The sequence below is a fragment of the Pandoraea sp. ISTKB genome (assembly GCF_001721285.1).
GTDB classification, from domain to species: domain Bacteria; phylum Pseudomonadota; class Gammaproteobacteria; order Burkholderiales; family Burkholderiaceae; genus Pandoraea; species Pandoraea capi.
The window spans coordinates 1-25,726 of sequence record NZ_MAOS01000043.1 but is presented as its reverse complement, the minus strand read 5'-3'; the positions used below and the strand labels follow the sequence as shown (position 1 = coordinate 25,726).

The 25,726-nt window shown below is 63.8% G+C and carries 25 protein-coding genes; 3 read left to right on the top strand and 22 right to left on the bottom strand.

Going from position 1 to position 25,726, the window contains the following annotated elements; all coding sequences use genetic code 11:
* Window positions 1–28: 28 nt before the first annotated feature.
* From A9762_RS17060 to A9762_RS17020, 9 genes are all read right to left on the bottom strand, one after another.
* Window positions 29–436, bottom strand: a complete 408-nt coding sequence (locus tag A9762_RS17060) for a YchJ family protein (protein ID WP_069343210.1) — start codon at window positions 434–436, stop codon at window positions 29–31.
* Window positions 437–455: 19 nt separating this feature from the next.
* Window positions 456–1,061 carry a 2-hydroxychromene-2-carboxylate isomerase gene (locus tag A9762_RS17055; protein ID WP_069343209.1) on the bottom strand — a complete coding sequence of 202 codons (606 nt, stop codon included), beginning with the start codon at window positions 1,059–1,061 and terminating at the stop codon, window positions 456–458.
* Between the two features lie 166 nt (window positions 1,062–1,227).
* Window positions 1,228–1,905 carry an SDR family oxidoreductase gene (locus tag A9762_RS17050; RefSeq protein WP_069343208.1) on the bottom strand — a complete coding sequence of 226 codons (678 nt, stop codon included), beginning with the start codon at window positions 1,903–1,905 and terminating at the stop codon, window positions 1,228–1,230.
* A gap of 11 nt (window positions 1,906–1,916) precedes the next feature.
* On the bottom strand, window positions 1,917–3,101 hold the full coding sequence (locus tag A9762_RS17045; protein WP_069343207.1) for an acetyl-CoA C-acetyltransferase: 1,185 nt from the start codon (window positions 3,099–3,101) through the stop codon (window positions 1,917–1,919).
* 33 nt (window positions 3,102–3,134) lie between these two features.
* The gene (can, locus tag A9762_RS17040; protein ID WP_069343206.1) at window positions 3,135–3,815 is read right to left on the bottom strand and encodes a carbonate dehydratase; all 681 of its coding nucleotides are present in this window, start codon (window positions 3,813–3,815) and stop codon (window positions 3,135–3,137) included.
* A 55-nt stretch (window positions 3,816–3,870) separates the two neighbouring features.
* Window positions 3,871–5,691 (bottom strand): bifunctional isocitrate dehydrogenase kinase/phosphatase, encoded by a 1,821-nt coding sequence (gene aceK, locus A9762_RS17035; RefSeq protein ID WP_069343205.1) that lies wholly within the window; start codon window positions 5,689–5,691, stop codon window positions 3,871–3,873.
* Window positions 5,692–5,798: 107 nt separating this feature from the next.
* Window positions 5,799–6,980 (bottom strand): isovaleryl-CoA dehydrogenase, encoded by a 1,182-nt coding sequence (locus A9762_RS17030; protein WP_069343204.1) that lies wholly within the window; start codon window positions 6,978–6,980, stop codon window positions 5,799–5,801.
* Window positions 6,981–7,126: 146 nt separating this feature from the next.
* Window positions 7,127–7,609 carry a PaaI family thioesterase gene (locus A9762_RS17025; protein ID WP_069343203.1) on the bottom strand — a complete coding sequence of 161 codons (483 nt, stop codon included), beginning with the start codon at window positions 7,607–7,609 and terminating at the stop codon, window positions 7,127–7,129.
* Between the two features lie 396 nt (window positions 7,610–8,005).
* Window positions 8,006–8,440, bottom strand: a complete 435-nt coding sequence (locus A9762_RS17020; RefSeq protein ID WP_069343202.1) for a MerR family DNA-binding transcriptional regulator — start codon at window positions 8,438–8,440, stop codon at window positions 8,006–8,008.
* A gap of 221 nt (window positions 8,441–8,661) precedes the next feature.
* Between A9762_RS17020 and A9762_RS17015 the strand changes: the two genes are divergently transcribed.
* The gene (locus A9762_RS17015; RefSeq protein ID WP_069343201.1) at window positions 8,662–9,744 is read left to right on the top strand and encodes an MBL fold metallo-hydrolase; all 1,083 of its coding nucleotides are present in this window, start codon (window positions 8,662–8,664) and stop codon (window positions 9,742–9,744) included.
* Between the two features lie 299 nt (window positions 9,745–10,043).
* Here the strand turns inward: A9762_RS17015 and A9762_RS17010 are convergent, their stop codons facing one another.
* The 6 genes from A9762_RS17010 to argS form a co-directional block, all read right to left on the bottom strand.
* Entirely contained in the window at window positions 10,044–11,363 is a 1,320-nt protein-coding gene (locus A9762_RS17010) for an MFS transporter (RefSeq protein ID WP_069343200.1), read from the bottom strand.
* A gap of 239 nt (window positions 11,364–11,602) precedes the next feature.
* Entirely contained in the window at window positions 11,603–12,244 is a 642-nt protein-coding gene (locus tag A9762_RS17005) for a hypothetical protein (protein ID WP_069343199.1), read from the bottom strand.
* A gap of 121 nt (window positions 12,245–12,365) precedes the next feature.
* Window positions 12,366–13,196: an SDR family oxidoreductase gene (locus A9762_RS17000; protein ID WP_069343198.1), complete on the bottom strand. Its 831-nt coding sequence runs from the start codon at window positions 13,194–13,196 to the stop codon at window positions 12,366–12,368.
* 46 nt (window positions 13,197–13,242) lie between these two features.
* Window positions 13,243–13,923, bottom strand: coding sequence for a thiol:disulfide interchange protein DsbA/DsbL (locus A9762_RS16995; RefSeq protein ID WP_069343197.1), 681 nt, complete (start codon window positions 13,921–13,923; stop codon window positions 13,243–13,245).
* Between the two features lie 247 nt (window positions 13,924–14,170).
* The gene (locus A9762_RS16990; RefSeq protein ID WP_069343196.1) at window positions 14,171–14,854 is read right to left on the bottom strand and encodes an SPOR domain-containing protein; all 684 of its coding nucleotides are present in this window, start codon (window positions 14,852–14,854) and stop codon (window positions 14,171–14,173) included.
* A 61-nt stretch (window positions 14,855–14,915) separates the two neighbouring features.
* Window positions 14,916–16,679, bottom strand: coding sequence for an arginine--tRNA ligase (argS, locus tag A9762_RS16985; protein WP_069343195.1), 1,764 nt, complete (start codon window positions 16,677–16,679; stop codon window positions 14,916–14,918).
* 152 nt (window positions 16,680–16,831) lie between these two features.
* On the opposite strand from argS, the gene A9762_RS16980 reads away from it, so the two are divergent.
* Window positions 16,832–17,158: a DUF1840 domain-containing protein gene (locus A9762_RS16980; protein ID WP_069343194.1), complete on the top strand. Its 327-nt coding sequence runs from the start codon at window positions 16,832–16,834 to the stop codon at window positions 17,156–17,158.
* A 100-nt stretch (window positions 17,159–17,258) separates the two neighbouring features.
* Here the strand turns inward: A9762_RS16980 and A9762_RS16975 are convergent, their stop codons facing one another.
* From A9762_RS16975 to A9762_RS16960, 4 genes are all read right to left on the bottom strand, one after another.
* On the bottom strand, window positions 17,259–17,582 hold the full coding sequence (locus tag A9762_RS16975; RefSeq protein WP_069343193.1) for a hypothetical protein: 324 nt from the start codon (window positions 17,580–17,582) through the stop codon (window positions 17,259–17,261).
* 207 nt (window positions 17,583–17,789) lie between these two features.
* Complete coding sequence (locus tag A9762_RS16970; RefSeq protein WP_139133275.1) at window positions 17,790–18,500, bottom strand: MgtC/SapB family protein; 711 nt, start codon at window positions 18,498–18,500, stop codon at window positions 17,790–17,792.
* Between the two features lie 144 nt (window positions 18,501–18,644).
* Window positions 18,645–21,350 carry a methionine synthase gene (gene metH / locus A9762_RS16965; RefSeq protein ID WP_139133274.1) on the bottom strand — a complete coding sequence of 902 codons (2,706 nt, stop codon included), beginning with the start codon at window positions 21,348–21,350 and terminating at the stop codon, window positions 18,645–18,647.
* A 119-nt stretch (window positions 21,351–21,469) separates the two neighbouring features.
* Window positions 21,470–22,570: a homocysteine S-methyltransferase family protein gene (locus A9762_RS16960; RefSeq protein WP_069343191.1), complete on the bottom strand. Its 1,101-nt coding sequence runs from the start codon at window positions 22,568–22,570 to the stop codon at window positions 21,470–21,472.
* Window positions 22,571–22,715: 145 nt separating this feature from the next.
* On the opposite strand from A9762_RS16960, the gene A9762_RS16955 reads away from it, so the two are divergent.
* On the top strand, window positions 22,716–23,108 hold the full coding sequence (locus A9762_RS16955) for a rhodanese-like domain-containing protein (RefSeq protein WP_069343190.1): 393 nt from the start codon (window positions 22,716–22,718) through the stop codon (window positions 23,106–23,108).
* A 165-nt stretch (window positions 23,109–23,273) separates the two neighbouring features.
* Here the strand turns inward: A9762_RS16955 and A9762_RS16950 are convergent, their stop codons facing one another.
* From A9762_RS16950 to A9762_RS16940, 3 genes are all read right to left on the bottom strand, one after another.
* Entirely contained in the window at window positions 23,274–23,531 is a 258-nt protein-coding gene (locus tag A9762_RS16950; protein ID WP_069343189.1) for a DUF3567 domain-containing protein, read from the bottom strand.
* 193 nt (window positions 23,532–23,724) lie between these two features.
* Window positions 23,725–24,519, bottom strand: a complete 795-nt coding sequence (locus A9762_RS16945) for an alpha/beta fold hydrolase (RefSeq protein WP_069343188.1) — start codon at window positions 24,517–24,519, stop codon at window positions 23,725–23,727.
* Window positions 24,520–24,836: 317 nt separating this feature from the next.
* On the bottom strand, window positions 24,837–25,726 hold an 890-nt coding region (locus tag A9762_RS16940), incomplete at its 5' end, for a DUF3108 domain-containing protein (protein WP_069343187.1).

Below are 25,726 nucleotides of genomic sequence, written 5' to 3'. Positions count from 1 at the left end.
GCACGAACCGTCGCGCGCCCGTCCGAAATCAGTCGAACAGATCGCCGTCGAGGTAACGCCAGCGCCCGTCGCCGTCGCGCTCGAAGCGGCTGCGCTCATGCAGCCGGTGCGCGCGTCCGCCGATCTTGTAGCGGGCGACGAACTCGACTTCGGCGTGGGTATCGTCGCGTTGCAGATGCGCCTTGACCTGAAGGCCGAGCCACTGCGGGGCGTCGTCGAATTCGAGCGTGGCGGGACGCGTGCTTGCCGCCCACGTATCGAGCAGATACGGGGCGTTCTGACGCACGAACGCCGTATAGCGCGAGCGCATCAGCGCTTCGGCCGTCGGCGGAACATCGCCGCGCTCCAGAAAACGGGCACAGCAGTCTTCGAACGAGAGGCCGCCGCAGGGGCAGGCTTCGCGTTCGTTGTGCTGCGGCGGTTGGGGTCTTGCCATTGTGTGTCTTGCCTTGTTGTCAGATTCTGCCGTGCTTCAGACAGGCCTCGACCTGCAAGAAGCGGTCGAAGCCCCAGAACGGTTCGCCGTCCACGATCACGAACGGCGAGCCGAACACGCCGCGCGCCATCGCCAGATCGATCTCCGCCTTGAGGTGATCCTTGGCGGCGGGCGAGTGCATGCCGGTGTCGAGCGCTGCGCCATCGATGCCCAGCGCTTCGCCGAGCCGCACGAGTTCCGCCGGGTCGCCGATGTTCACGTCGTCGACGTAGAGCGCGCGAAAAATCGATTTCGCGAATTCGGCCGACAGGTCGCCGCCGCGATGATCCTGTACCCACAGCACGGCGCGCTCGGCGGCTTGCGTGGGAATCGGGAAATGCGTTGGCCGCTTGTAATCGATGCCGTGAAAGCGCGCCGTGCGCTCCACGTCGTGCCGCAGATACTCCGTCTTGATCGGATGCTGCACCGGTGCGCCCGTGCCGTTCACCTTGTAGACGATGTCGAGCAGGATCGGATGCCACGCGACGCCGCGTCCGTTACGCGAAGCGATGTCGTCGATGCAGGTGCTCGCAAAATATCCATAGGGGGATGCGAAGTCGAAATAAAAGTCGATGGCGGACGTCATGTTGGCTCCGTTCCGAGTGACGTTTCTGGCCCGCGAATCAAAAGATACGGCGGTGTGGCACTAGCTTGTTATCGGTGACTTCGGGACTGCGTGATGCCTGGGTGACAGCGTGGTTTCCTGCGTGAGTCGATTTGTCGTCAGGTGTTCGTCGTGTAATGTCCGCGCGTTACCACGTGAGCGCGTTGCCGTCGTAGTTGTAGAAGCCGCCGTTGTGCGTGGCACGCTCACCCGGCGCTCGTGCGAGCACACGACGCATGCCGGTCACGCTCGTCTGCACGTCGATGTCGGCGTTCTCACCGCCCATGTCGGTGCGCACCCAGCCCGGGTGCATGGCGACGCACGTGGCGCGTTGCGCTTCGAGCGACACCGCCTTGACCACCGAATTGACCGCAGCTTTGCTCGCGCGATACAGCCAGCTACCGTTCGATTCCATCAGCGCGACGCTGCCCATGCGGCTCGACAGGAAGCCGAACGTGCCGCCTGCCGCTTCCACGAAGGGCAGCACGAGCGGCGCGACCTGCATGGCGCCGAGCACATTGGTATGGAACACGTGATCGAATTCCGCCTGCGTGATCGGGGCGAGGCCGGTCGTGCGCTCGGAGTTCACCCCGGCGTTGTAGATCGCGACGTCCAGTTCCACGCCGTCGAGTTGCCACGACAGACCGGAGAGCGATTCCACGCGGGAGACGTCAAGTTTCAGCGCCTGGGCGCCCAGCTCGCGCAGGGCGGCCAGTGCGTCGTCGCTTCGGGCGGTTGCGAAGACCTGCCAGCCATCTTCGCGGTACTGCCGAACGAATTCCATACCGATGCCGCGTGAGGCGCCGATGATGAGGGCTGTTTTCATGATCTTCGATGTCAGACGAGTTCGATGGCCATGGCGGTCGCTTCGCCGCCGCCGATGCACAGGCTCGCGACGCCGCGTTTGCCGCCGGTTTTGCGCAGCGCGCCGATCAGCGTGACGAGAATGCGCGCACCGGACGCACCGATCGGGTGACCGAGCGCACAGGCGCCGCCGTGGATGTTCACCTTCTCGTGGGGCAGGTCGAACTCGTGCATCGCGGCCATCGTGACGACGGCGAACGCTTCGTTGATCTCGTACAGATCGACGTCAGACGTCGACCAGCCGGTCTTCTCGAACAGCTTGCGCATCGCACCGACCGGGGCCGTGGTGAACAGGCCCGGCTGCTGCGCGAAGGTGCTGTGTCCGGCAATGCGCGCAAGCGGCGCGAGGCCGAGGCGTTTGGCCGTCGATTCGCGCATGAGCACGAGGGCGGCGGCGCCGTCCGAGATCGACGACGAGTTGGCGGCCGTTACCGTGCCGTCCTTGCGGAATGCGCCCTTGAGCGTCGGGATCTTTTCGGGATTGGCCTTGAACGGTTGTTCGTCCTGATCGACGACCGTGTCGCCCTTGCGGCCCGGCACCGTCACGGGCGTGATTTCCCATGCGAACGAGCCGTCCTTCGTGGCGTTCTGCGCCCGTTCGAGCGAGGCGATGGCGAAGGCGTCCTGCGCTTCGCGGGTGAACGTGTAGCGGTCGGCGCACTCTTCGGCGAAGGTGCCCATCAGGCGGCCCTTGTCGTAGGCGTCTTCCAGACCGTCCATGAACATGTGATCGATGACCTGACCGTGACCCATGCGCATGCCGGCACGTGCTTTGGGCAGCAGATAGGGGGCGTTGCTCATGCTTTCCATGCCGCCGGCGACGATCACGTCGGCGCTGCCTGCGGCGAGCATGTCGTGGGCGAACATCGCGGCGCGCATGCCCGAGCCGCACATCTTGTTGACGGTGGTGGCGCCTGCGGCGAGCGGCAGACCGGCGCCGAGCGTGGCCTGACGCGCCGGTGCCTGCCCCTGACCGGCGGGCAGCACGCAGCCCATCACGACTTCATCGACCTGTTCCGGTTTCAGACCGGCGCGCTCGACGGCCGCGCGAATGGCGGCGGCGCCCAGTTGCGGGGCGGCGACATCGCCGAACACCCCTTGCAGGCCCCCCATCGGCGTGCGGACGGCGGAAACGATGACGATCGGGTCTTGTTGCATGGCAATCTCCTGTAATGGGTAGAAAGCGCGGCGCTAAGCGCGTGGATGCCGTAATTCGGCCATCGCCTGCACGCAGCGGTCATAGACACGCGGCAGTGCTTCGAGGCTGTTCACCGACATGCGCAGGTCGCGCACCAGACCGTCGCGCAGGCCGTACACCCAGCCATGCACCGTAACGGGCTGATTGCGTGCCCAGGCGTCGCGCAGCACCGTGGTATGACAGATATTCACGACTTGTTCGATGGCGTTCAACTCGCACAAACGATCATGACGCGCGTCGCGCGAGGGCAGCGCGTCGATCTGATCGACGTGGCGCTCGTAGACATCACGCACGTGGCGCAGCCAGTTGTCGACGAGCCCCATCTTCGCGCCGTCGAGCGCCGCGCCCACGCCGCCGCAGCCGTAGTGACCGACCACCATGATGTGGCGCACCTTCAGCACTTCGACGGCGAACTGCAAAACCGACAGACAGTTCAGGTCGCTATGCACGACCACGTTTGCGATATTGCGGTGGACGAACACTTCGCCCGGCGCCAGACCCGTGATCTGGTTGGCCGGCACGCGCGAGTCCGAGCAGCCGATCCAGAGGTATTCCGGGGCCTGTTGCTTGGCCAGCCGCTCGAAAAAGGCGGGATCTTCCGCGTTCACGCTGGCGACCCAGGCGCGGTTGTTATCGAGCAGATGGATGAGAGGTTGGTCTTTGTCTTCGGTCATGATCGTGTCATCCGGCGGGCGTGTCGTTGGCGGGTTCGTTCAAGGCGCCGAAGGCTCAGGCGGCCGCCGCGCGGGGCGGGGCGCTCGTGGCGCGGGCAGGACGACCTGCGCCGTAGCGATTGACGAAACGCAGCGCGACATCGTACGGATAGAAGTCGTGCATCTGTCCGGCGCGTACCCGATCCTGAAAGCCTTGCCACAGGTCGGGATCGAAGAAATCCGGATGATGCTGGCTCAGATAGCGCCGCACGCGCGCGTCTCCCGTCAGAAACGTTTCGAACGTCTGCGGAAACACGTCGTGCGGGCCTACACGGTACCAGACTTCCCCCGACATCGCCTCTTCTTCGTTACGCGGTTCGGGCACCCGGCGGATGTGGCAATCCGTCAGATATTCCAGCTCGTCGTAGTCGTAGAAGACCACCCGGCCGTGACGCGTCACACCGAAATTCTTGTACAGCATGTCGCCCGGAAATACGTTCGCGGCCATCAGTTCCTTGACCGCGTTGCCGTATTCGCGCATGGCGTGATCGACCTGTTCGTCCGACGCGGTTTGCAGCCACAGATTGAGCGGTGTCATGCGGCGCTCGATATAGCAGTGGCGGATCACCAGCGCGTCGCCGTCGACTTCCAGCAGCGAGGGCACTTCGGCCTGCAACTGGGCGAGCAGGGCGTCGTCGAAACGCGAGAGCGGAAAGGCCACGCTGGAGAACTCCAGCGTATCGGCCATGCGGCCCACGCGATCATGCTGCTTGACCATCAGATACTTCGCTTTCACCTGCTCGCGCGTGGTCTCCTTGGGCGGCGCGAAGCGCTCGCGGATCAGCTTGAAGACATACGGATACGACGGCAGCGTGAAGACCAGCATCACCAGTCCGGCAATGCCCGGTGCGCTCACGAACTTGTCGCTCGAATGCTTGAGGTGATGCAGAAAATCGCGGTAGAACAGATTCTTGCCGTGCTTCTGCAAACCCAGCGAGGTATAGATCTCCGCCTTCGGTTTGCTCGGCATGATCGTGCGCAAAAACTGCACGTAGGCCGACGGCACCTCCATGTCGACCATGAAATACGCATGCGTGAAGCTGAAGACTACGCGCAGTTCGTCGCGTCGCAGCAGGACGGTGTCCAGCGCGAGCTTGCCGTCGTCGTCGTGCATGATCGGGACGGCGAAGGGCGTGATGACGTCGCCGTTCACGATACGTCCCACGATGTACGCCGCCTTGTTGCGAAAGAACAGCGACGCCAGCACGTGGATCTGGAAATTCGGCGCGGCATCGAACGTGTCGGGCGTGCCGAACGTTGCCTCGATAGCGCGCATCATATAGCCCACGTCGCGTGCCAGATCGGCGAACGGGCGCTTCAACTGGAAATTCGTGACAATGCGCGAGAGCGTGGCGGCCATGCCGTCCTGCGCCGGATAGTAGACGCGATAAGTCGGTCTGGCGGCGGGGGCGTCGTTCTCGATGTACTCCGTCGCCACGGCGGGGCGCACGAAGATGAAACGGTTGTTGAAGTACGAGCGGTGCAGGATCTTGCAGCACACCGAGTTGAAGAACGTCTCGGCGAGTTCGGGCTGACGATGCTCGGTCAGCAAGCCGATGTAGTGCAGCTTGACCTGCTGCCAGACGTCGTCGTCGAGCGACTGCGCGTCGAACTCGTCTTCCAGCGTGACGATGCATTCGCGCACGCGTTCGTCGTAATAGGCGATGCGATCGCGCTGGAGCTTCTGGATGCCCGTGAAGTCACCGGCTTCGAAACATGCCTGCGCCGCGACACATACCTCGCGGAAAATGCGGTAATGCTTGTCGAAGCCGTCCAGCATCGTGCGGGCGACGTCGAAAGCAAACTGCGACGACAGGAGTTTCGGGAAGTGATTCATACCGGTCGGGACAGGCGCAGGGCGAGCTTGCAACGATTGTAGCGCCGCTGCCCGCGCCTGATGGTCCGTCTAGCGTAATGTCGGTTCTGCGTGAAGGGTCTCGGGAATTACATCGTTTCCGCGAACAGCTCGCGGCCGATCAGCATGCGACGGATTTCCGACGTGCCTGCACCGATCTCATAGAGCTTCGCATCGCGCCAGAGGCGTCCGACCGGGTATTCGTTGATGTAACCGTTGCCGCCCAGAATCTGGATCGCTTCGCCGGCCATCCACGTCGCCTTTTCCGCCGTATAGAGAATCACGCCGGCGCAGTCCTTGCGCACTTGACGCACGTGATCGCTGCCCAGCGAATCCAGTTGACGGCCCACGGCATAGAGATACGAGCGGCTGGCTTGCAGGATCGTGTACATGTCGGCGACCTTGCCCTGAATCAGCTGGAACTCACCGATCGACTGACCGAACTGCTTGCGGTCGTGGATGTACGGCACGACCACGTCCATGGCGGCCTGCATGATGCCCAGCGGACCACCGGCGAGCACCGCGCGCTCGTAGTCGAGGCCGCTCATCAATACCTTCACGCCGCCGCCGACCTGACCGAGGATGTTCTCTTCCGGCACTTCCACGTTCTCGAACACCAGTTCGCCCGTGTGCGAGCCGCGCATGCCGAGCTTGTCGAGCTTCTGTGCGACGGAAAAACCCTTCATGCCCTTCTCGACGATGAAGGCCGTCATGCCGCGCGCACCGGCTTCGATGTCCGTCTTGCCGTAGACGACGAGCGTGTCGCAGTCCGGGCCGTTCGTGATCCACATCTTCGTGCCGTTGAGCACATAGCGGTCACCGCGTTTCTCGGCGCGCAGCTTCATGCTGACGACGTCCGAGCCGGCGTTCGGCTCGCTCATCGCGAGGGCGCCGACGTGTTCGCCCGATACCAGCTTCGGCAGGTACTTCGCCTTTTGCGCGGCGGTGCCGTTGCGGTGGATCTGGTTCACGCAGAGATTCGAGTGGGCACCGTAGGACAGACCGACGGATGCCGATGCACGCGAGATTTCCTCCATCGCGATCATGTGGGCGAGATACCCCATGTTCGCGCCGCCGTACTCCTCCGAGACGGTCATGCCGAGCACGCCGAGGTCGCCCATCTTGCGCCAGAGGTCCATCGGGAACTGGTCGGTGTGATCCACTTCCGCTGCGCGCGGGGCGATTTCCTTCGAGGCGAAATTCGACACCGATTCGCGCAGCATGTCCAGGTCTTCGCCGAGCATGAAATTGAGGCCGGGCAACGTCGTCATGACACAGTCTCCAGTGGGTGGCGCGTGGCGGTTCGCCCGCGCGTATGTTCGATGGTGCTTGGTAAGCGATGAATCTGCGAAAAATCAGCGTTCGTGATGCCGAAAGTCGTGCCGCAGGTGACGCGATAACCGGTGCGATATATCGCTCAGCGCGCGACGCCGGCCGCCGTGGCGGAATTGGGGGCCAGCACGAAGAGCGTTTGTTGCATGAGGGCGCAGAGCGTCCATTTGCCGTTGTCGACGGCGAACAGTTCCGCCGTGGCGACGATGAGCGTGCGTCCGGCTTTGACGACCTGACCGCGTCCGACCAGTGTATCGCCCTTGCCGGGCGCGAGAATGTTCAGTTTGTACTCGGCGGTGACCAGTTCCTGATCGACCGGGATACGGGTATAGCCGGCATAGCCGCCGGTCGAATCGGCGATGGCGCCGATCACACCGCCGTGGAAGTAGCCGAGCTGCTGATTGACCTTGTCGGAGAACGGCAACGAGATTTCGCAGAAGCCGTCGGCCAGATGCGTGAGTTGTGCGCCCCAGTGGGTCATTACGCCTTGTTTGTCGAAACTGGCGCGGATTTTCGCGGCGACGGCGTCGTCGAGCGGAGCGGCATGAGAGACAGGGGCGTTGGCCATGGTCGGGGTCGTGACAGGGACGCAAAGGGCTGGGATAGCCGGGTCCAGAGATACTACTTTACGTTTACGTAAACGTAAAGTCAGGGCTTTCCTGAATCGAAGCGAGGGAAGGGTGACGGTCTTTGCCGAGCGAATGCGTTCGTGGGAGCGAACAAAATGGTGAGGTGCAGGGGAGTTGCAGGGGAGGTGTTGGGGCGTTAGAGGGGCGGGGATCGGTGCTGCCCTGACGGAGAGACTTTCAGGTGGAACGGAGTCAGGGTAGTGCCGGTCCCCGCGGCCCTGGGAGGAGGTCAGGGCTGGGGGAGGGTGAGGCGGGCTGTGGTGTACAGGGCGCACGCCGGACAGAGCGCACGCCGGATAGCCGAACAGCAGGTTAGCAAACCGAACCGCAAAAACTCAGTGAGACGTCGCGGCCGTTTTCACGCGACGCGCGGAAGGCGGCACGACTTCCCCGGCCGCTTCGAGCAAAGCGTGGCACTGGGCTTCGTGTTGGGAGACTTCGTCGAGCGTGGCGTGGAGGTCTTCGAGTTGCTGTTCGAGGACCTGACGATGCGCGGAGAGTGTCTCGAGGAAGACTTTCAGTTGCGGCACCGTGTCCTTCGGCGACTCGTACAGATCGAGAATCGACTTGATCTCGGAGAGCGTGAGCCCGAGGCGTTTGCCGCGCAGCGTCAATTTCAGACGCGTGCGGTCCTGGCCGGTGTAGACGCGATGGCGTCCGCCGGGGCCTTCGCGGGCGGGGGTGAGCAGCCCTTGATCCTCGTAGAAGCGGATCGCGCGGGGGGTGATGTCGAACTCGCGGGCGAGGTCGGTGATCGTGTAAGTGAGCATCGGATCGGGTTACGCGAGTCGGGACTCGGGGTTGGGCACAATGTCGGGCGCTGGAGTCGGCACGAGGCCGAGGTCAAGCGTGCGGTGAATGTGCGGTTAAGCGACTACTTACCATTACAGATAGAATTGCCGTTTACGTTAGCGTCAACTTGCATCGTATGCAATCGGTGATGGCGTCAACCTGACAACAAGAGAACAAGCCCATCTGGAGCGTGGCCCCCGTGAATGCCCTTGAACAACAACTGAACTATCCCCTTGGCGACTTTCTGCCCGATGGCGGTACCGTGCACGAAGTCGTGCCGGGCGTCTTCTGGGTGCGCATGCCGTTGCCGTTCGTGCTCGATCACATCAACCTGTGGTTGTTGCGCGACGAGATCGATGGCGTCAAAGGATGGACGGTGGTCGACTGCGGCATCACGCATCCCCAGATCAAGGCGTACTGGGAGCAGGTGTTTGACAGCACGCTCGGTGGCGAACCGGTGCTGCGTGTCGTCGTCACGCATTGCCATCCCGATCACCTGGGTCTGGCGCACTGGATCTGCAAGGGCGGTGACAAACAGCGTTGGGAAGCGCGCCTCGCCATGTCGCTCGGCGACTACGCGTGGGGGCGTCTCATGTCCGAGGGCGACAATAACAATGCGGCCAACGCGGGCGGCGAATTCGCCGTCGCGCACTTCCTCGCACATGGCCTTGCCGACGAAGCGATGATCGAGCAGATTCGCAATCGCAAGTCCTACTTCAGCGACCTCGTCCCGGAAGTCCCGTCGCGTTACTTCCGTCTGAAAGACGGCGATACGCTGCGCATCGGCGGCAGCGACTGGCGTCTGATTGCCGGCTACGGTCACTCGCCCGAACATATGGCGTTGTACTCCGAGCAGCACAACGTGCTCATCTCGGGCGACATGGTGCTGCCGCGTATCTCCACCAACGTCAGCGTTTTTGACATCGAGCCGGAAGCCAACTCGCTGCAACTGTTCCTGGATTCGCTGGGCGTGTATCTCGATCTGCCCGCCGACTGCCTGGTGCTGCCGTCGCACGGCCGTCCGTTCACCGGATTGCACACCCGGATTCGTCAGCTTCGCGATCACCATGCGGCGCGTTTGCAGGAAGTGCGCGAGGCGTGCGCGAAGACACCGCAAAGCGCAGGCGACATCGTCCCCATCATGTTCCATCGCAAGCTCGACGCGCACCAGACCACCTTCGCGATGGGCGAAGCGCTTGCGCACTTGCACATGCTCTGGCGCGCGGGCGAACTCAAGCGCGAGCGCGATGCCAAGGGCGTGTGGCGATTCTCACCGGTCTGAGTGCGTGACGTTGGCTTCGCAGTGCAATGCGGTGCGACTGCCGAACGCTAGCCAAAGTGGGCAAAGTGGGTATCGACGGCATCGTTATTGACGTCGACTTCGACAGCCAACCGAATCGGAAACGCATGGCTAGTCGATAGCCTTGTCTTCATCAGTGCCGACACCAGGTCCGAGCAGCGGTATTCACGAGAGCGCCAACGCAAAACGCCCCGAAGCCTGTGCTCCGGGGCGTTTTTCATGGTGTAGCAATGCGTATGGCGTATGGCGTGCGGCGTGTGCCGTACACGTGGCTTATGACATCACGCGTGTTGCGCTGATGCCTGAATGCTGCGGCCATCTCGACCGAGCAGACCGTAGGTGACGAGACTGATCGCCACTGTCAGCAGAATGTAATACGCCGGTGCGAGCGGGTTTTGCGTGACCTTGATCAGATACGTGATCCAGAACGGTGCGAGGCCGCCGAACAGCATCACCGAAACGTTGTACAGAATCGAGACGCCTGTGGAGCGCACACCGACCGGGAACACTTCCGTGACAGCCGTCGGGAACGCGCCCCACACGAAGCCCATGCAGATCGCCGGGAGAATCTGCGCGAGCAGCAGATTGCCCATCGACGGCGCACCGTGCAACCGCGTGAACATCCAGAACGACGTCAGCCCGTAGAGCAGCACAAAGAGCAGAATCAGCGGCTTGCGGCCTACGCGATCCGAGATCCAGCCCGTGAGCGGGCACATCGCGGCAATCAGCATCGCGGCGATGAACGTCGACAGGCTCGCGGCGCCTTGCGTCAGACCGAGTTGCTTCACGGCGTAGATCGGCGTGTAGATCAGCGTGACGTAGAACGACGTCGTGGCCGCGACCGTCAGACCGAAGCCTGCGATGAGCGAGCGATAGTGCTTCGAGAAGACGTCCGCGAGCGGCGTGCGGCGCGTGGGTTCGCGCGCGGCGGCGTAGGCGAGGAATTCCGGCGATTCCGTCATACGGCGCCGGATGTAGAAACCCACCGGGCCGATCAGAATCCCGAACAGGAACGGCAGACGCCAGCCCCACGATTCGAGCGCTTCTTTCGATAGCCCCGAGTTCAGCACGTACGCGCACAGCCCCGCGAGTGCGACGGCGAGTGCCTGCGAGCACATCTGGAAACTACCGTAGAAGCCGCGCAGATTCGGCGGCGAGAACTCGATGAGCATGGCCGTCGAACCGCCGAATTCGCCACCGGCGGAGAAGCCCTGGATCACGCGCGCGAGCAGGATCAGCAACGGCGCCGCGAAGCCGATGGTCGCGTACGTCGGGGCAATGCCGATGAGGCCAGTGCCAAGCGCCATGAGCAGCACCATCACGGAGAGCGCCGATTTGCGCCCGGCGCGATCGGCGTACAGCCCGAAAGCGAGTCCACCGATGGGGCGGAAGAAGAACGCCACACCGAGCGATGCCACGCTCGCCAGCAGCGAGGTCGTGTCGTTATCCGCAGGGAAGAAGAGTTTCGCGATGACCACCGCGAAGAGACCGTAGACCGTGAAATCGAACCACTCGAATGCGTTGCCCAACGTGGAGCCGATGACCGCTTTGCGTCGCAGTGCCGGATCGATGACCGGCGTGCCGGTAGGGGTTGTCTGCATGTGCCTCTCCTGCTTGGTTGAGAGTGCCGCAGGCGGATCGGTAGCCGACAGACAGGTCGTCGACACGCGTCCGCTCTCTGGCGGCGAGTCCGGATTGACGTCGTGTTTACCTCTGTTCAAGTTACACGGACACTCTAACGCAGGTTTGGAATGCACCACAACGGGTCAAAAATACGACCGAATCTTGCGCAGGACGGCTTGTTTCACGCATGGAATGCGACAACGGGTGAAATGTTGCTTCAGCGGTTCCCCCGGCTGCCTTTCCAGTGATAGTCGCGCTGACCGACCCAGTCCCAGCCCCCGGTGTGCGGATTGAATTCGTAGCCCTCGCGGTATTCGCTGGTGTAGCAGCCGCCTTTCTCCAGATAGCAGCGCTCGCGCAGGAAGTGCGCGGCGTCACGCGACGAGCGAGGTTGTGCCGGTGCGATGACGACGGGCGGACGCGGCCCGACGATCACTGGCGCCGGCGTGACGATGACAGGGGCAGGGCCGACGATTGTCGGCGCGGGCGTGACGATGACGGGGGCGGGCCGGGTGATGGCCGGTGCTGGCGTGACGATGACGGGAGCGGGTGAGATGACGGCCGGTGCCGGTGTGACGATTATCGGCGCGGGAGCCACGATGGCCGGTGCAGGCGCCACGATCACGGGCGCGGGGCGCACGTATGACGCTGGCGGGCCGACGACCTGCCAATTGCCGGGGTCGAGTGCGGCGCATCCGGCCAGTGTGGCGACAGCGGTCAGGCCGATCAGGCGGACGAAGCGGAAGGCGGCGACCGCGCGGAAGCGGCGTCGAAAATGAGGTCGGCTGAGGAATCGACGCGAGACGACGCCGCGTGAGGAGCAAGCGCGCGATTCGGCTTGCCAGGACATGGCGTTCATGGGAGCAGCGCAGGTTAGGAATGCGGGGCACTGTATCGCGCCAAACACGCCATGCTTCGGCTTTCCTGCGTTTTTTGGGGGATGTCCGAGCCAGACATCCGTGAGCGGCGTGGGCGGCCACTCAATCGGTCATTTCACCCGCCTTCTTTGCCGCCTCGCGCGCTTGCCGCTGCGCCATCGTCGGCTTGCGGGGCGCGCGGGCGAACAGCATGTCGTATAGCCAGCGCGGCAGGCATCGCATGGCGAATGCCACGATGCCCATCGGCCACGGCAACACCGCAAAACGCTTGCGGCGGGCAATCGCGGCAGCCGCCTTGCGGGCGAACTTGTCCGAGTCCATCAGGAACGGCATCGGGAACGGATTGCCGTCCGTCATCGGTGTGCGAATGTAGCCCGGCGCGATCGTCACGACAGCGACTTTGTCCGCACGCATCTCGACCCGCAGGCTTTCCAGGTACGTCATTGCCGCCGCCTTCGACGCGCTGTACGCGCCATGCCCCGGCAGTCCGCGGACCCCCGCAACACTGCCGATGCCGACGAGCGTGCCGCGCTTGCGCTCGCGCATGGGGCCGACGAACGGACTGAACGTGGCGACCATCGCCATCCAGTTCGTGTCCATGACGGAGGCGAAGTGCGGCAGGTCGGCCGCATCTTCCGTATTCACACCGTGACTGATCCCCGCATTGGCGATCACGATGTCCGGCACGCCGTGGCGCGACATGAAGTCGCCGGCGGCCGCACGCAGCGCAAGGGCGTCGCGCACGTCGAGCGCATAGCAATGCACGGCATGCGGGTGCGGCAGCGTGGCGGCCAGATCGGTCAGCTTGTCGCCGCGACGGCCGACGAGGCCCAGAATTGCGCCTTGCGCAGCATAGTGACGCGCGAGCGCCTGCCCCAGCCCGCTGGACGCGCCGGTGATGAAGACCTTCGGAGATGTCGTGTGTGTTGCCATATAACGCAAAAGCCCGGCCGGGGCCGGGCTTTGTGAGCGGCGAAGCTTACAGCTTCTTCGCGCGGATCTGATTGATGATCGAGTCGGCCGTCTTGAGCGCCGCATCGAACGTTTGCTGCTCGGTCGTGGCCGGCTTGCCGGCCTTTTGCATCGCGTCGCCCGACGTCGCCGGCGAGACGAGGTACTTGCCCTGAATCGCAATCGTCGGCACGCCGTCGATCTTGTAGTCCTGCCACGTCTTGCTGGCCGTCTTCACGTTGGCAGCCGTCGAGAAGCCGTTGTAGGCGTCCATGTACTTCTGCTTGTCGATGCCGAACTGCGCGAGGAAATCGGCTTGCTGCTGCGCCGTGAGCAGATAGTTGTGCTTGACGTGGATCTCGTTGAAGACCTTCGGCGTGAGTTCGCCTTCACGGCCAAGCGCCGTCAGTGCGAAGAACATGCGGGTGTGCGGCTCGAAGCGGTCCTGGAAGGCGACCGGCACGCGCTTGAACACGACGTCCTTGCCCTGCGCCTTGACCCACTTCTCCAGCGTCGGCTCCAGCGCATTGCAGTGCGGGCAGCCATACCAGAAGAATTCGGTCACTTCGATCTTGCCCGGACCGGCCGACGTCGGCTGCTGCGGAATCGTCAGATAGTCGGTCCCCGAGACCGGTGCTTCAGGCGAGGCCGAGGCGACACCCGAGAGGAAACCGAAAGAAATCAGTACGGCACCAAGAAGTTTTTTCATGATCGTTGTTTAGGAGTGAGGCAGACGCGTCGCGTATTGGCGGCGCACCCGCGAAACCATATCCCGGATTCAGGCAAATTAGCCAGTGCATATGACCGGCGATGCGCTGCCGGGTTCAACGTCCCGCTTCGGCAGCGAACGCAGCCCCAATGATGCGGGGTTTTGCCATTCCTTGCCGGGCGGGGTCCTGACAGTTTCGAGGGGAGAAACAAAAGGCGTTGCCCTTACGGTGCAACGCCTTTCGCGTTCATTGCTTCGTGAAACGGATGACTGCCGTGTCGTACCCGCCGTCCTGCAGGCGTTGACGCACGTGGTTCATCTCGTCGAGCTTGCCGTACGGGCCGAGACGCACGCGGAAGAGCGTCAGACCGTTGGCATCGCGCTGCGTGACCTTCGCTTCGAAGCCCGACAGGGCCAGCTTGGCGCGCAGTTGCTCGGCGTCACTCTGCGATTTGAACGCGCCGACTTGCAGGTAGTAACCCGTGCTGGCGTTATCCGTGGCGCTCGCGGGCGGCGTGGTCGGCGGCGCGACCGGTACCGTCGATTTGCCGTTCAGGATGTCGGCCGGCGACGGCTTCGTCTGGGCCGGCGGCGTGGCCGGGGCCGTCGGGGCCGAAGCGACCGGCGGCTGCGCCGGAACGCCCGGCACGAGCGGCGACGACTCGACCGCCGACGCCGTATCCGGCACGGCAGCGCCCGACGCGGCGCCCGGCAGCGGCGTACGCGGCTGGAGCGACTTGTTCGGGTCCGGTGCCTGTGCGGCCGGCGAGTTGTCGGCCGGACGCGGCGGCGTCTTTTCGACGAACGGGGTCGGCGTCTTCGTGATGTAGAGCGCAACGACGACGGCAACGGCCAGCCCAACGATCAGGCCGAGCACGATGCCCAGAAAAGTACCGCCCCGCTGGCGGGGTGGTCGACGTGTGTTTGCCATCGAGTCGATTCCGTCCTTACAGAGTTCCGATGCGGCTTGCCGTTCGGAGTGGTTGGATAACTTACATCTTGGCCGGGGCCGACACGCCCAGCACGGCAAGCCCGTTGCGCAGCACCTGACGCGTCGCCGCCAGCAGCGCGAGACGCGCATGCTTCACGGTTTCGTCGTCCACCAGCACGCGATCCGAGTTGTAGAAGGAGTGGAACGCGCCTGCCAGATCCCGCAGATAGAAGGCCACGGCGTGCGGCGCAAGTTCCTCGGCAGCACGCGTGAGCATGTCCGGGTACTCGGCGAGCAGTTGCAGCAGCGCGAGCGCGCGTTCGCTGTCGAGCGGCGCGAGATCGGCGTTGACCAGTGCGGCTTCGTCACCGCCCCATTGCGTGAGGATCGAGCAGATACGTGCGTGCGCGTATTGCACGTAATACACCGGGTTCTCGTCGTTCTGCTTGAGCGCGAGATCCACGTCGAACACGAATTCGGTATCGGCCTTGCGCGAAATTAGGAAGAAACGCACGGCGTCGCGGCCACGGCGCAGGGCGTCCTCACGCTCGGTGGGGTCCGTCACCGGCGTTTCTGCCGTGATGCCGCCCGACCATTCGATCAGGTCGCGCACCGTCACGTAGCTGCCCGCGCGCTTGGAGATTTTCACCTCTTCGCCGTTGCGCATGACGGTGACCATCTTGTGCAGCACGTAGTCGGGGTAGCCCTTCGGAATGCCAATGCCCAGCGCCTGCAGGCCGGCGCGCACGCGGGCGATGGTGCCGTGGTGGTCCGAGCCCTGCACGTTGATGACCTGATGGAAGCCGCGATCCCACTTGCGCGTGTGATACGCAACGTCCGGCACGAAGTACGTGTACGTGCCGTCGGACTTGCGCATCACGCGGTCCTTGTCGTCGCCGTAGTCGGTCGTGCGCAGCCACAGCGCGCCTTCCTGCTCGTACGTCACGCCGGCGTCGATGAGCGCCTGCACCGTGCGCTCGACGCTGCCGTCGGCGTACAGCGACGATTCGAGATAGTACTGATCGAAGATCACGCCGAACGTTTGCAGGTCGATGTCCTGCTCGCGGCGCAGATACGCCACGGCGAATGCACGGATCGAGTCGATGTCTTCGATGTCGCCGCTGCCGGTGACGGGCGCGCCGTCGGACGCCTGCACGGTCTTGCCGGCGAGGAAGTCCTGTGCGATATCGCCGATGTAGTCGCCGTTATAGGCCGACTCCGGCCATTCGGCGTCGCCCGGCTTGAAGCCGCGTGCGCGGGCCTGCACCGACATGGCGAGCGTCTGGATCTGCACGCCGGCGTCGTTGTAATAGAACTCGCGGTGGACCGGACGGCCCTGCGTGCTGAGCAGCGCGGAGATCGTGTCGCCGAGGGCCGCCTGACGGCCGTGACCCACGTGCAGCGGGCCGGTCGGGTTGGCCGAAACGAATTCGATGAGCACCGGCGCCGCTTCGTTGCTGGCGGCGCGGCGGCCGAAGGCGGCGCCTTCGGTCAGGATCGCGCGGGCGACCGACTGCTTGGTGGCATTGGCCAGACGCAGGTTGATGAAGCCCGGGCCGGCGATTTCGACCGCGTCGACGAGACCCTTGGCACGGGCGTCGGAGAGAATCGCGTCGGCAATCTTCTGGGCCAGCTCGCGCGGATTGGCGCGCAACGGCTTGGCGAGTTGCATCGCCACGTTACAGGCCAGATCGCCGTGTGCGGCGACTTTCGGGCGTTCGAGCAGGATGACGGGCGCGGCAGGCGCGGTGCCGTCCGCAGGCATCAAACCGGCGACGACGTCGCCGATCAGCGCGACGAGAGCATTCTTTTGGGCGGGTAGCATTGGCGGGTGTTTCGGGTGCGTCCGGACGCGTCCGGACAGGCAGTTGAATCGTCAGCACCGGATTTTAACAGGTGTATGATGAAGTCACGGTACCCCTCCTTGCGTAACAAGTCAGGGACGGTGGTGGTGATAACTCGAAAAGGGAGCCAACCATGCTGGTAACGTTCACGGCGCATGCGTCGCCTACGATCAACATGCTGGAGAATCTGGCGCAATTGCTGCTGGGTATCGTCGGGAAGAAGGTCGGCGAGCGCGGCGCGATCGGGTCGGATGAGACGGGAGCCGCCATCGCGAAGCTCGAAGCGGCTATCGCGGAAGACAAGGCCGCTGCAGACAAGGAAAACGAAGGCAAGAAGTCCGACGAGCGCGATGACGACAATCGTCTGCGTCTGTCCCAACGAGCCTACCCGCTGCTGAACATGCTCAGGGAAGCGAACGCGGAAGGCGGCGCTGTCATGTGGGAAGTCAGCAGAAACTGAATTCAGCGCACCGGGGCCATCCCGGTGCATGCGACGAGCGCACAAAAAAAGCAGGCCGCAAATTGCGGGCCTGCTTTTTTTTCGTCGACCGTATCGAGAATTACTGCGCCTTGCCCGGTGCGTTATCCGGCGCGTTCGTGGCGCCGTTGCCGGTGTTGCCGTTGTTCGGGGTCTTCTTGGTGCTGTGACGCGGCTTCTGCGCCTTCGAATTCGGATGCGGGTCCGACGGCGTCATCGTCTGTGCGCCCGGCGTCGGTGCCTGACGCGAATTCGGCGAGGCCTGGCTCGGCATCGGGGTCGACGGATCCGTCGTCGTGCCGCCGCCAGGGCCGGCTGCGCCGCCACCTGCCGAACCTTGGGCGAAACTCAGCGCCGAGGCACCGGCGAGGGTCAGGGCAGCGACGGAAATGATTAGCTTCTTCATCAGATGGACTCCTTTGCTTTGCGCTGCACACCGAAGGAATGTCTTTCGTGCAGGCATCACTTGCGTTAGTGAGATTCCAGTCTAAGAAGCTGCGCCACGCTGTGCTGTAAGGCTTTGTAATGGAGTGTAATTCGGAGAATTCCCGGGAACTTTCCCTATTTCTCTCGCGAATACGTAGTCAACGTCCCATCATGCAACGCTTAATGGTTAGTCATCCGAACGACTTGACCAGAACACCTGATTGACGCCGGGAAGCGTTTCCAGATGATCGGTGAGCGCATCGAGTTCGCCGGCCTTGACGGCGGTCGGCAGCAGCAGCGCCTCGATTTCGACTTCCGCCTCGCCGAACGGGTGGATGTCGAGCGCACGCACCGGATAGTTCGACGCTTCGAGCCACGCCTCCACCTTGTCGAGCACGTCGCGCTGCGTGGTGCGGGCGCAGATGACGGACAGCGCATATGTGGCTTCCGAGGTCGCCTCGTTGATCGGCGCCCGGTTGATGCGGTTGACGACGGGCCGCAGCAGCGTGTTGGCCGCCAGCACGAAGAACGCCACGACGACGGCCTCGACGATCAGGCTGGCGCCCGCTGCCGCACCGACGGCGGCCGATCCCCACAGCGTGGCGGCGGTGTTCAGACCGCGCACCGACGCCCCGTCCTTCATGATCGCGCCCGCGCCGAGGAAGCCGACGCCCGAGACGACATACGCAATCACGCGCGTATCGCCCGGCATGAGCCGCATCGACAGATCGACGAACGCGGCGGCGCCAACGGCCACCAGCACGTTGGTCCGCAGCCCCGCTGTGCGTTGCCTGACCTGACGCTCCACGCCGATGATCGTGCCGAGAATGAACGCCACGGCGAGCGACACGAGGGTGTTGAGCAGCGGGAGGAGGTGGAAATTCTGGATGCTGTTCAGGGCTTGCATGGAACGTCTCGACAGGAGCCTGCGGTCATGTTGCGCCGCCGCATTATGGCACCGGGATTTGACGGGGGGAAGGCATGCTGCCGGGAGGGCGGGGCGACGTGTTGTTTTTCGTCGCCCCGGTAGCGATGGCGCGGATTACGACAGTTGCGGGGCCAGTAGACGGCGCGCCGTGGCTTCGTCCACGCCGGTTCGCTCCATGAAGTCCTCGACCTGATCGGGGCCGATCTTGCCGAGCGTGAAGTACGTGCTGTCCGGATGCGACAGGTAGAAGCCCGAGACGCTGGCGGCCGGCAGCATGGCCATCGATTCCGTCACGCTCATGCCGACGTCGTGCGCTTGCAGGTAGTGGAACATCGGGCCCTTGACCGAGTGCTCCGGGCAGGCAGGATAGCCGGGGGCCGGGCGAATGCCGACGTACTTCTCCTTGATGAGCGCGTCGTTGTCGAGCTGCTCGTCGGCCGCGTAGCCCCAGAAGTCACGGCGCACACGTGCGTGCATGCACTCGGCGAAGGCTTCGGCCAGACGGTCGGCCAGCGCCTTGAGCATGATGGCGCTGTAGTCGTCGTGCGTGGCGAGGAAGCCGGCTTCCTTCGTGTCCACGCCGAGGCCTGCCGTCACGGCGAACACGCCGATGTAGTCGGCCACACCGCTGTCCTTGGGGGCGATGAAGTCGGCCAGCGAGCGGTTCGGGCGACGCACGCCGTCCACCACCGGGCGCTCGCTCTGCTGACGCAGGTTGTGCCACGTGAACGCGACTTCCGAGCGCGACTCGTCGGTATAGATCTCGATGTCGTCGTCGTTCACCACATTCGCCGGCAGCATCGCGATCACGGCATTGGCCGTCAGCCAGCGGCCCTTGATCAGGCGATCGAGCATGGCCTTGCCGTCCTCGAACACGCGCCGGGCCGAGTCACCGACGATCTCGTCGGTGAGGATCGCCGGGTACGGTCCGGCGAGGTCCCACGTCTGGAAGAACGGACCCCAGTCGATGTAGTCCGCGAGTTCGGCCAGATCGTAGTTCTTGAACAGGCGCCGTCCGATGAACTTCGGCTTCGGCGGCACGTAGCTCGACCAGTCGACCTTGAACTTGTTCTCGCGCGCGGTGGCGAGCGAGACCATCGGCGTGGCCTTGCGGTTCGCATGCTGTGCGCGCACGCGGTCGTAGTCCGTCTTCACCTCTTCGAGGTAGCGCTCGGCGGCGTCGTCGGAGAGCAGGTTCGAGGCGACCGAGACGGAGCGCGAGGCGTCCGGCACGTAGATGACCGGGCCTTCGTAGTGCGGCGCGATCTTCACGGCGGTGTGCACGCGCGAGGTCGTGGCGCCGCCGATGAGCAGCGGAATGTTGCGCAGACGGAAGTAGTCGTCGCGCTGCATTTCCGACGCCACGTAGGCCATCTCTTCCAGACTCGGCGTGATGAGTCCCGACAGGCCGATGATGTCTGCGCCTTCTTCCTTCGCCTTGGCGAGGATCTCGGCGCACGGCACCATCACGCCCATGTTGACGACTTCGAAGTTATTGCACTGAAGCACCACGGTGACGATGTTCTTGCCGATGTCGTGCACGTCGCCCTTGACCGTGGCGATCACGATCTTGCCCTTGGAGCGCACATCCTCGCCGGCAGCGGCCATGCGCGCCTTCTCTTCCTCGATGAACGGCACGAGGTGCGCCACGGCCTGCTTCATCACGCGCGCGCTCTTCACGACCTGCGGCAGGAACATCTTGCCTGCGCCGAACAGGTCGCCCACGACGTTCATGCCGTCCATGAGCGGGCCTTCGATGACCTGAATCGGGCGACCGCCCGCATCGGCGATCTTCTGGCGCACTTCCTCGGTGTCTTCGACGATGAAGGTCGTGATGCCGTGCACCAGCGCATGTGCGAGACGCGCCTCGACCGGCTGATTGCGCCACTCCAGATTCTCTTCGCGCTTGGCGGCCCCGCCCTTGAAGCGGTCGGCGATCTCCAGCAGACGCTCGGTGCTGTCGTCGCGACGGTTGAGCACCACGTCTTCCACACGCTCACGCAGTTCGGGATCGAGGTTCTCGTACACGCCGAGCTGACCGGCGTTGACGATGCCCATGTCCATGCCCGCCTGAATCGCGTGGTACAGGAACACCGTGTGAATCGCTTCGCGCACGAGATCGTTGCCGCGGAACGAGAACGAGACGTTCGACACGCCGCCGCTGATCTTCGCGCCGGGCAGGTTCTGCTTGATCCAGCGCGTGGCGTTGATGAAGTCGACGGCGTAGTTGTTGTGCTCTTCGATGCCGGTGGCGACTGCGAAGATGTTCGGATCGAAGATGATGTCTTCGGGCGGGAAGCCCACTTCGTCGACCAGCACGCGATAGCTGCGCTCGCAGATCTCGGTCTTGCGCTGGTACGTGTCGGCCTGCCCCTGTTCGTCGAACGCCATGACCACGGCCGCCGCGCCGTAGCGGCGAATGCGCTTGGCGTGGTGCACGAAGGCTTCCTTGCCTTCCTTGAGCGAGATCGAGTTGACGATCGCCTTGCCCTGCACGCACTTCAGACCTGCTTCGATCACTTCCCACTTCGACGAGTCGATCATGATCGGCACGCGTGCGATGTCCGGCTCCGAGGCGATCAGGTTCATGAAGCGAACCATCGCGGCCTTGGAGTCGAGCATGGCCTCGTCCATGTTGATGTCGATGACCTGAGCGCCGTTCTCGACCTGCTGGCGTGCAACCGCGAGCGCTTCGTCGAACTGGCCGTTCAGGATCATGCGTGCGAACGCTTTCGAGCCGGTGACGTTGGTACGCTCGCCGACGTTCACGAAAAGCGTGCCCGCGCCGATGTTGAAGGGCTCGAGGCCGGACAGGCGCATCGGCTGGACCGGCGGTTCGACAGACGTTTGACTCATGGGGCAATCCGTTCAGTGGTTAGTGCATCGTGCGGACGAGGGGTGAAGCGTCGCGCCTATATGTCGCTGCGTAGCTTCGTCGCTTACGCGTCCTCGTCATTGCGATACTGCGACGGCCAGCGACGCGGCTTCACGTCCGAGAGCGCCTTGGCGATCTCGGCGATGTGCTCGGGCGTGGTGCCGCAGCAGCCGCCGGCCAGATTCACGAGACCGGCCTGTGCGAACTCCTTGAGCAGGCCGGACGTCACGTCGGGCGTTTCGTCGAAGCCCGTGTCGCTCATCGGGTTGGGCAGGCCGGCGTTCGGGTAGACCGACACGTAGGTGTTGCACAGCTTGGCCAGCTCGGCGATGTACGGGCGCATGAGCGTCGCACCGAGCGCGCAGTTCAGGCCGAACGTGAGCGGACGCGCGTGACGCAGCGAGTTCCAGAACGCTTCCACGGTCTGGCCCGACAGAATGCGCCCGGAGGCGTCCGTCACCGTGCCGGAAATCATGATCGGCAGGATCTCGCCGGTGTCCTCGAACAGTTCGTCGATGGCGAAGAGCGCGGCCTTGGCGTTGAGCGTGTCGAAGATCGTTTCGACCAGGAACAGGTCCACGCCGCCTTCCATGAGCGATTTCGCCTGCGCGTAGTACGCGTCGCGCAACTGGTCGAAGTCGACGTTGCGTGCGCCGGGGTCGTTCACGTCCGGGCTGATGCTCGCGGTCTTGGGCGTCGGTCCGACGGCGCCGGCGGCAAAACGGGGCTTGTCCGGGGTGCTGAACGCGGCGCACGCTTCGCGGGCCAGACGCGCCGACTCGCGGTTCATCTCGTCGGCCAGATCTTCCATGTGGTAATCGGCCTGCGCGATCGTCGTCGCCCCGAAGGTGTTCGTCTCGATGATGTCGGCGCTGGCAGCCAGATACTGACGGTGGATCTCGCTGATGACGTCCGGGCGGGTGAGCGAGAGCAGCTCGTTATTGCCCTTGACGTCGTGCGCGAAGTCGGCGAAACGCGCGCCGCGGTACTGTGCTTCGTCCAGCTTGTACCGCTGAATCATCGTTCCCATGGCGCCGTCCAGAATCAGGATGCGCTGTTCGAGCAGCGCAGGCAGGGTCTGACCGCGCGTGTATGGCAGTGCATTCGGCAGTGCATTCGAAGCGGCAGGCCGTGCGCTTGCGGCGGATGGGGTTGCGGTGCTCATGACGGACGTCGCCTTGGAGTGGCCGGAAAACCTATAATTGTAATGGTTTTCGCGAATGCCGCCCGCGCGCCGACGCCCGAGAATGGGGCGCTCGCGCCGCCCGCAGGGCGGTGTCATCCAACTTTCCCGAAGTTTTGTCGACGAAATGGAATTTCTGCTCCCGAGCGCCGCTCACAAGTTCCTGCAAGCCAATGCCAACGCGCTGTTCGTGGATTGCCGCAGCGAAATGGAACACCTGTTCGTCGGCCATCCGGTCGGCGCCATCCACGTGGCGTGGAACGATGGCCCGGACTGGGAGATCAACCCGCACTTCGTGCAGAGCGTGCGCAAGCTGGCCGGGGCAGGGGGCGAGCGTCCCGTCATGCTCGTCTGCCGTAGTGGCAACCGCAGCATGGCGGCTGGCGAGGCGCTGGAGGCGGCGGGCTTTGTGAATGTCTACGGGGTGCTGCACGGCTTCGAGGGCGATCTGGACGCCACCCATCACCGCAATGCCGTCAATGGCTGGCGTTTCGACGGGTTGCCATGGCAGCAATGCTGAGCCGGTGTCCTGCCAACGCCCGGCAAGCTTGATCCGGCCTGATAAGCCTGGAAGGTCTGAAACGCCTGACATGAGGTCAGGCGTACGGCCGGATTCCCATCCCATGAAAAAACCCTCGCCGAGGCGAGGGTTTTTCGTGTGGCTGCACCGCGTAGGTGACGGCTTTCAATGGAGCACAACCGGGTTCGTCATGAAGTTATCGAACTGACCGAGGAATTCGTCGACTTCGTCCTCGGAAGGTTCGGTGGCAATCAACTTCTGCACTTCTTCACGGAATTGCCGGGCAAGCGAGCCGTCGAGGAAAATCTCACGGCCTGCGGTCTTGTCCACGATTTCATAGCCACCGGCGGACAGCGAATGATTGCCGTTATCGGCGGCAAACTCCACGACACAGTAATTCGGGCTGTTGTAAATCATGAGCATGGCAACTCTCCTGGTGTTCCTGCATGGTCCTTGGTAACCCACATAGGGGCGACGCGGCGCGATTTCAAGAGGCAGTGCCCCATGATTCGCTTATCGGCACACCGGCTGACGAATTCAATGGTTTTGGCCCTCCTTTTATCAAAGGTCCCGCAACAAGTCCCGCAAGTTCCTCATTTCCACCATTTTGCAGGTTTCAGACGTTAGATGCGGCCCCTGCCAAAAATGTTGCAAGGGCTTTGGTTACGAACTGTTTCTGCTCGACGATCGACAGGTGCGCGGCGTCGGGCACGATCTCCAGTTGGGCGCAGGCGATTCCGTCGGCGATGCGTTGCGCCACGGCGGGCGGCGTCGAGGGATCGTTCTCGCCCACGAGCACCAGCGTCGGCGCTTCGATTTCCGACAAACGATTTCGCACATCGAACGCTGCCAGGGCTTCGCACGCGGCCGCAAAGCCTTCCGGATCGGCATGCGCCACCAGCGCGCGAATGCGTTCGGCCGTCTCGGGATGATGTTTGCGAAAACGCTCGCCCAGCCAGCGTTCCAGCGTGCCGGCCGCGAGTTCCTTCATGCCGTGGGCACGGGCTTTCGCGGCGCGCTCGAGGAAGAGTTTCGCATCGGCGTCGTCGTAACCGGACGTGGTGTCGATCAGCGTGAGGCTGGCAATGCGCTCCGGGGCGTCCAGCGCGACCTGCTGGGCGACGGCGCCGCCCATCGAAATGCCGACGAAGTGGGTACTCGGGATTTCCAGCGAACTGAGCAGGGCGGTCGCGTCGACGGCCAGTTGTCCGATGGAATAGGGGCCGCGCGTCACGTCGCTGCGGCCATGGCCCCGACTGTCATAACGCAAGACCCGGAAGTGGGTCGCCAGCTCGGGCACCAGATCGTCCCAGACGGTGAGGTCGGCCCCCAACGGATGCGCGAGCGTCAGCCACGGTCCGTGACCCTCCACCGCATAATGAATCGATGCTCCGTTGGCGCTGACTTTCATGGGAGGCCCCCTGGTATCGTCACTACGTTGCGAGGTGATGTCGTTGGGCGTCGATGTGTCAAAAATGCGGTCAGGATGATTCTGATTATGTCAGGAAGATCAGGATCCTGCTGAGCGTTTCGTAGTAGTTGGGCAACACTTCGCCGCGCACCCGCATCACAGCGGTATCGCTCGAAATTCTAAGGAATCGAAGGGGATTTCTCAGGGGTGGAAAACCCTGCGTGCCGTAGGGGCTGGGGCGGTTCGGGCGCGGAGCGTCACCGTCGGCGCCCCCCTACTCCCCTTGTGCCCCTTACGCCCCTCGCGCCGCTACCCGCTCACTGCGCCGACTTCTCGGTAAAGATCAGCTCGACTTCGGTGCCCGACGGTTCCGTCTGCCTGACGCGCACCGGCAACCAGTCGAGCGACGGCGCCAGCCAGATATCGACACGCCGTTCGTCGCCCGCTTTGCGCGGCAGGCGCGTGAAGTGACGCGTCTCCACATAGCCCTTCGGCGTTCTCATCGTCTCGCTGCCGACGTACTGCACCGGCCACACTTCGCTGCTGTCCGTGTCGACCACCGTGAACTCGTGCGTCACGCCGACTTGCGTGTAGCGCTCGGGATTGCCTCTCGCGTAGCCGGCCAGTTGCATCATCACACTGAAGCGGTCCTGCGCGCCGGGGGCGAGGGGCACGGTTTGCCCGGAGCGCGAGAAATGCAGTGTCGGCGTGGCGTCGCGATGGAAGTCGGTGATGTATTCGGCGCGACGTCCGCGTTTTTCTACATAACGGGACGGTGCAATGCCGTTGACGTCGTAACCGCCTTCACTGATGAACTCGAACGTGCCGAAAAAGATGATCGGCACCGAGATGCGCAACTGGTAGTGCCCGTTGTCGTTCACCCAATGCAGTTGGCCGGTCTGGTTGCGCACGCCGTTCATGAGCGCGTCGTACGTCAGGGTGACGGACGGCGGCGGGTCGAACTTGTCGCCGTTGGCGGCTGCCGCAGTGAGCGGGATACTCGGCGGTGCGGCGGCGGCGGACGCCTTCGCGCCGGTCGTATCACCTGCGCCTGCCACCGTTTCCGACGCTGCCAGAGGCCCGGGCGTGTCGGTCGCCACCGGCGCGGCGAGCGTGTCGGGCGGGGCTTCGACCGGCGGGACCGGCTGGGGCGGGCGTGGCTTGACCACCGGCTTGGGCGGCGGTGGGGCGGGCGGCGCTGGCGGCG

Bases quoted from the DNA above. Each gene is read 5' to 3' on its own strand.
- A9762_RS17010 (WP_069343200.1), bottom strand. From the start codon at position 11,363: ATGCAGACAACCCCTACCGGCACGCCGGTCATCGATCCGGCACTGCGA.
- A9762_RS16980 (WP_069343194.1), top strand. From the start codon at position 16,832: ATGCTGGTAACGTTCACGGCGCATGCGTCGCCTACGATCAACATGCTG.
- A9762_RS17060 (WP_069343210.1), bottom strand. From the start codon at position 436: ATGGCAAGACCCCAACCGCCGCAGCACAACGAACGCGAAGCCTGCCCC.
- A9762_RS16950 (WP_069343189.1), bottom strand. From the start codon at position 23,531: ATGCTCATGATTTACAACAGCCCGAATTACTGTGTCGTGGAGTTTGCC.
- A9762_RS17050 (WP_069343208.1), bottom strand. From the start codon at position 1,905: ATGAAAACAGCCCTCATCATCGGCGCCTCACGCGGCATCGGTATGGAA.
- can (WP_069343206.1), bottom strand. From the start codon at position 3,815: ATGACCGAAGACAAAGACCAACCTCTCATCCATCTGCTCGATAACAAC.
- A9762_RS16960 (WP_069343191.1), bottom strand. From the start codon at position 22,570: ATGAGCACCGCAACCCCATCCGCCGCAAGCGCACGGCCTGCCGCTTCG.
- A9762_RS17005 (WP_069343199.1), bottom strand. From the start codon at position 12,244: ATGAACGCCATGTCCTGGCAAGCCGAATCGCGCGCTTGCTCCTCACGC.
- aceK (WP_069343205.1), bottom strand. From the start codon at position 5,691: ATGAATCACTTCCCGAAACTCCTGTCGTCGCAGTTTGCTTTCGACGTC.
- A9762_RS17020 (WP_069343202.1), bottom strand. From the start codon at position 8,440: ATGCTCACTTACACGATCACCGACCTCGCCCGCGAGTTCGACATCACC.
- A9762_RS16995 (WP_069343197.1), bottom strand. From the start codon at position 13,923: ATGAAAAAACTTCTTGGTGCCGTACTGATTTCTTTCGGTTTCCTCTCG.
- A9762_RS16975 (WP_069343193.1), bottom strand. From the start codon at position 17,582: ATGAAGAAGCTAATCATTTCCGTCGCTGCCCTGACCCTCGCCGGTGCC.
- A9762_RS17030 (WP_069343204.1), bottom strand. From the start codon at position 6,980: ATGACGACGTTGCCCGGCCTCAATTTCATGCTCGGCGAAGACCTGGAC.
- A9762_RS16990 (WP_069343196.1), bottom strand. From the start codon at position 14,854: ATGGCAAACACACGTCGACCACCCCGCCAGCGGGGCGGTACTTTTCTG.
- A9762_RS17025 (WP_069343203.1), bottom strand. From the start codon at position 7,609: ATGGCCAACGCCCCTGTCTCTCATGCCGCTCCGCTCGACGACGCCGTC.
- argS (WP_069343195.1), bottom strand. From the start codon at position 16,679: ATGCTACCCGCCCAAAAGAATGCTCTCGTCGCGCTGATCGGCGACGTC.
- metH (WP_139133274.1), bottom strand. From the start codon at position 21,350: ATGCGCCTGTCCGGCCTCGAGCCCTTCAACATCGGCGCGGGCACGCTT.
- A9762_RS17055 (WP_069343209.1), bottom strand. From the start codon at position 1,061: ATGACGTCCGCCATCGACTTTTATTTCGACTTCGCATCCCCCTATGGA.
- A9762_RS16955 (WP_069343190.1), top strand. From the start codon at position 22,716: ATGGAATTTCTGCTCCCGAGCGCCGCTCACAAGTTCCTGCAAGCCAAT.
- A9762_RS16945 (WP_069343188.1), bottom strand. From the start codon at position 24,519: ATGAAAGTCAGCGCCAACGGAGCATCGATTCATTATGCGGTGGAGGGT.
- A9762_RS17045 (WP_069343207.1), bottom strand. From the start codon at position 3,101: ATGCAACAAGACCCGATCGTCATCGTTTCCGCCGTCCGCACGCCGATG.
- A9762_RS17000 (WP_069343198.1), bottom strand. From the start codon at position 13,196: ATGGCAACACACACGACATCTCCGAAGGTCTTCATCACCGGCGCGTCC.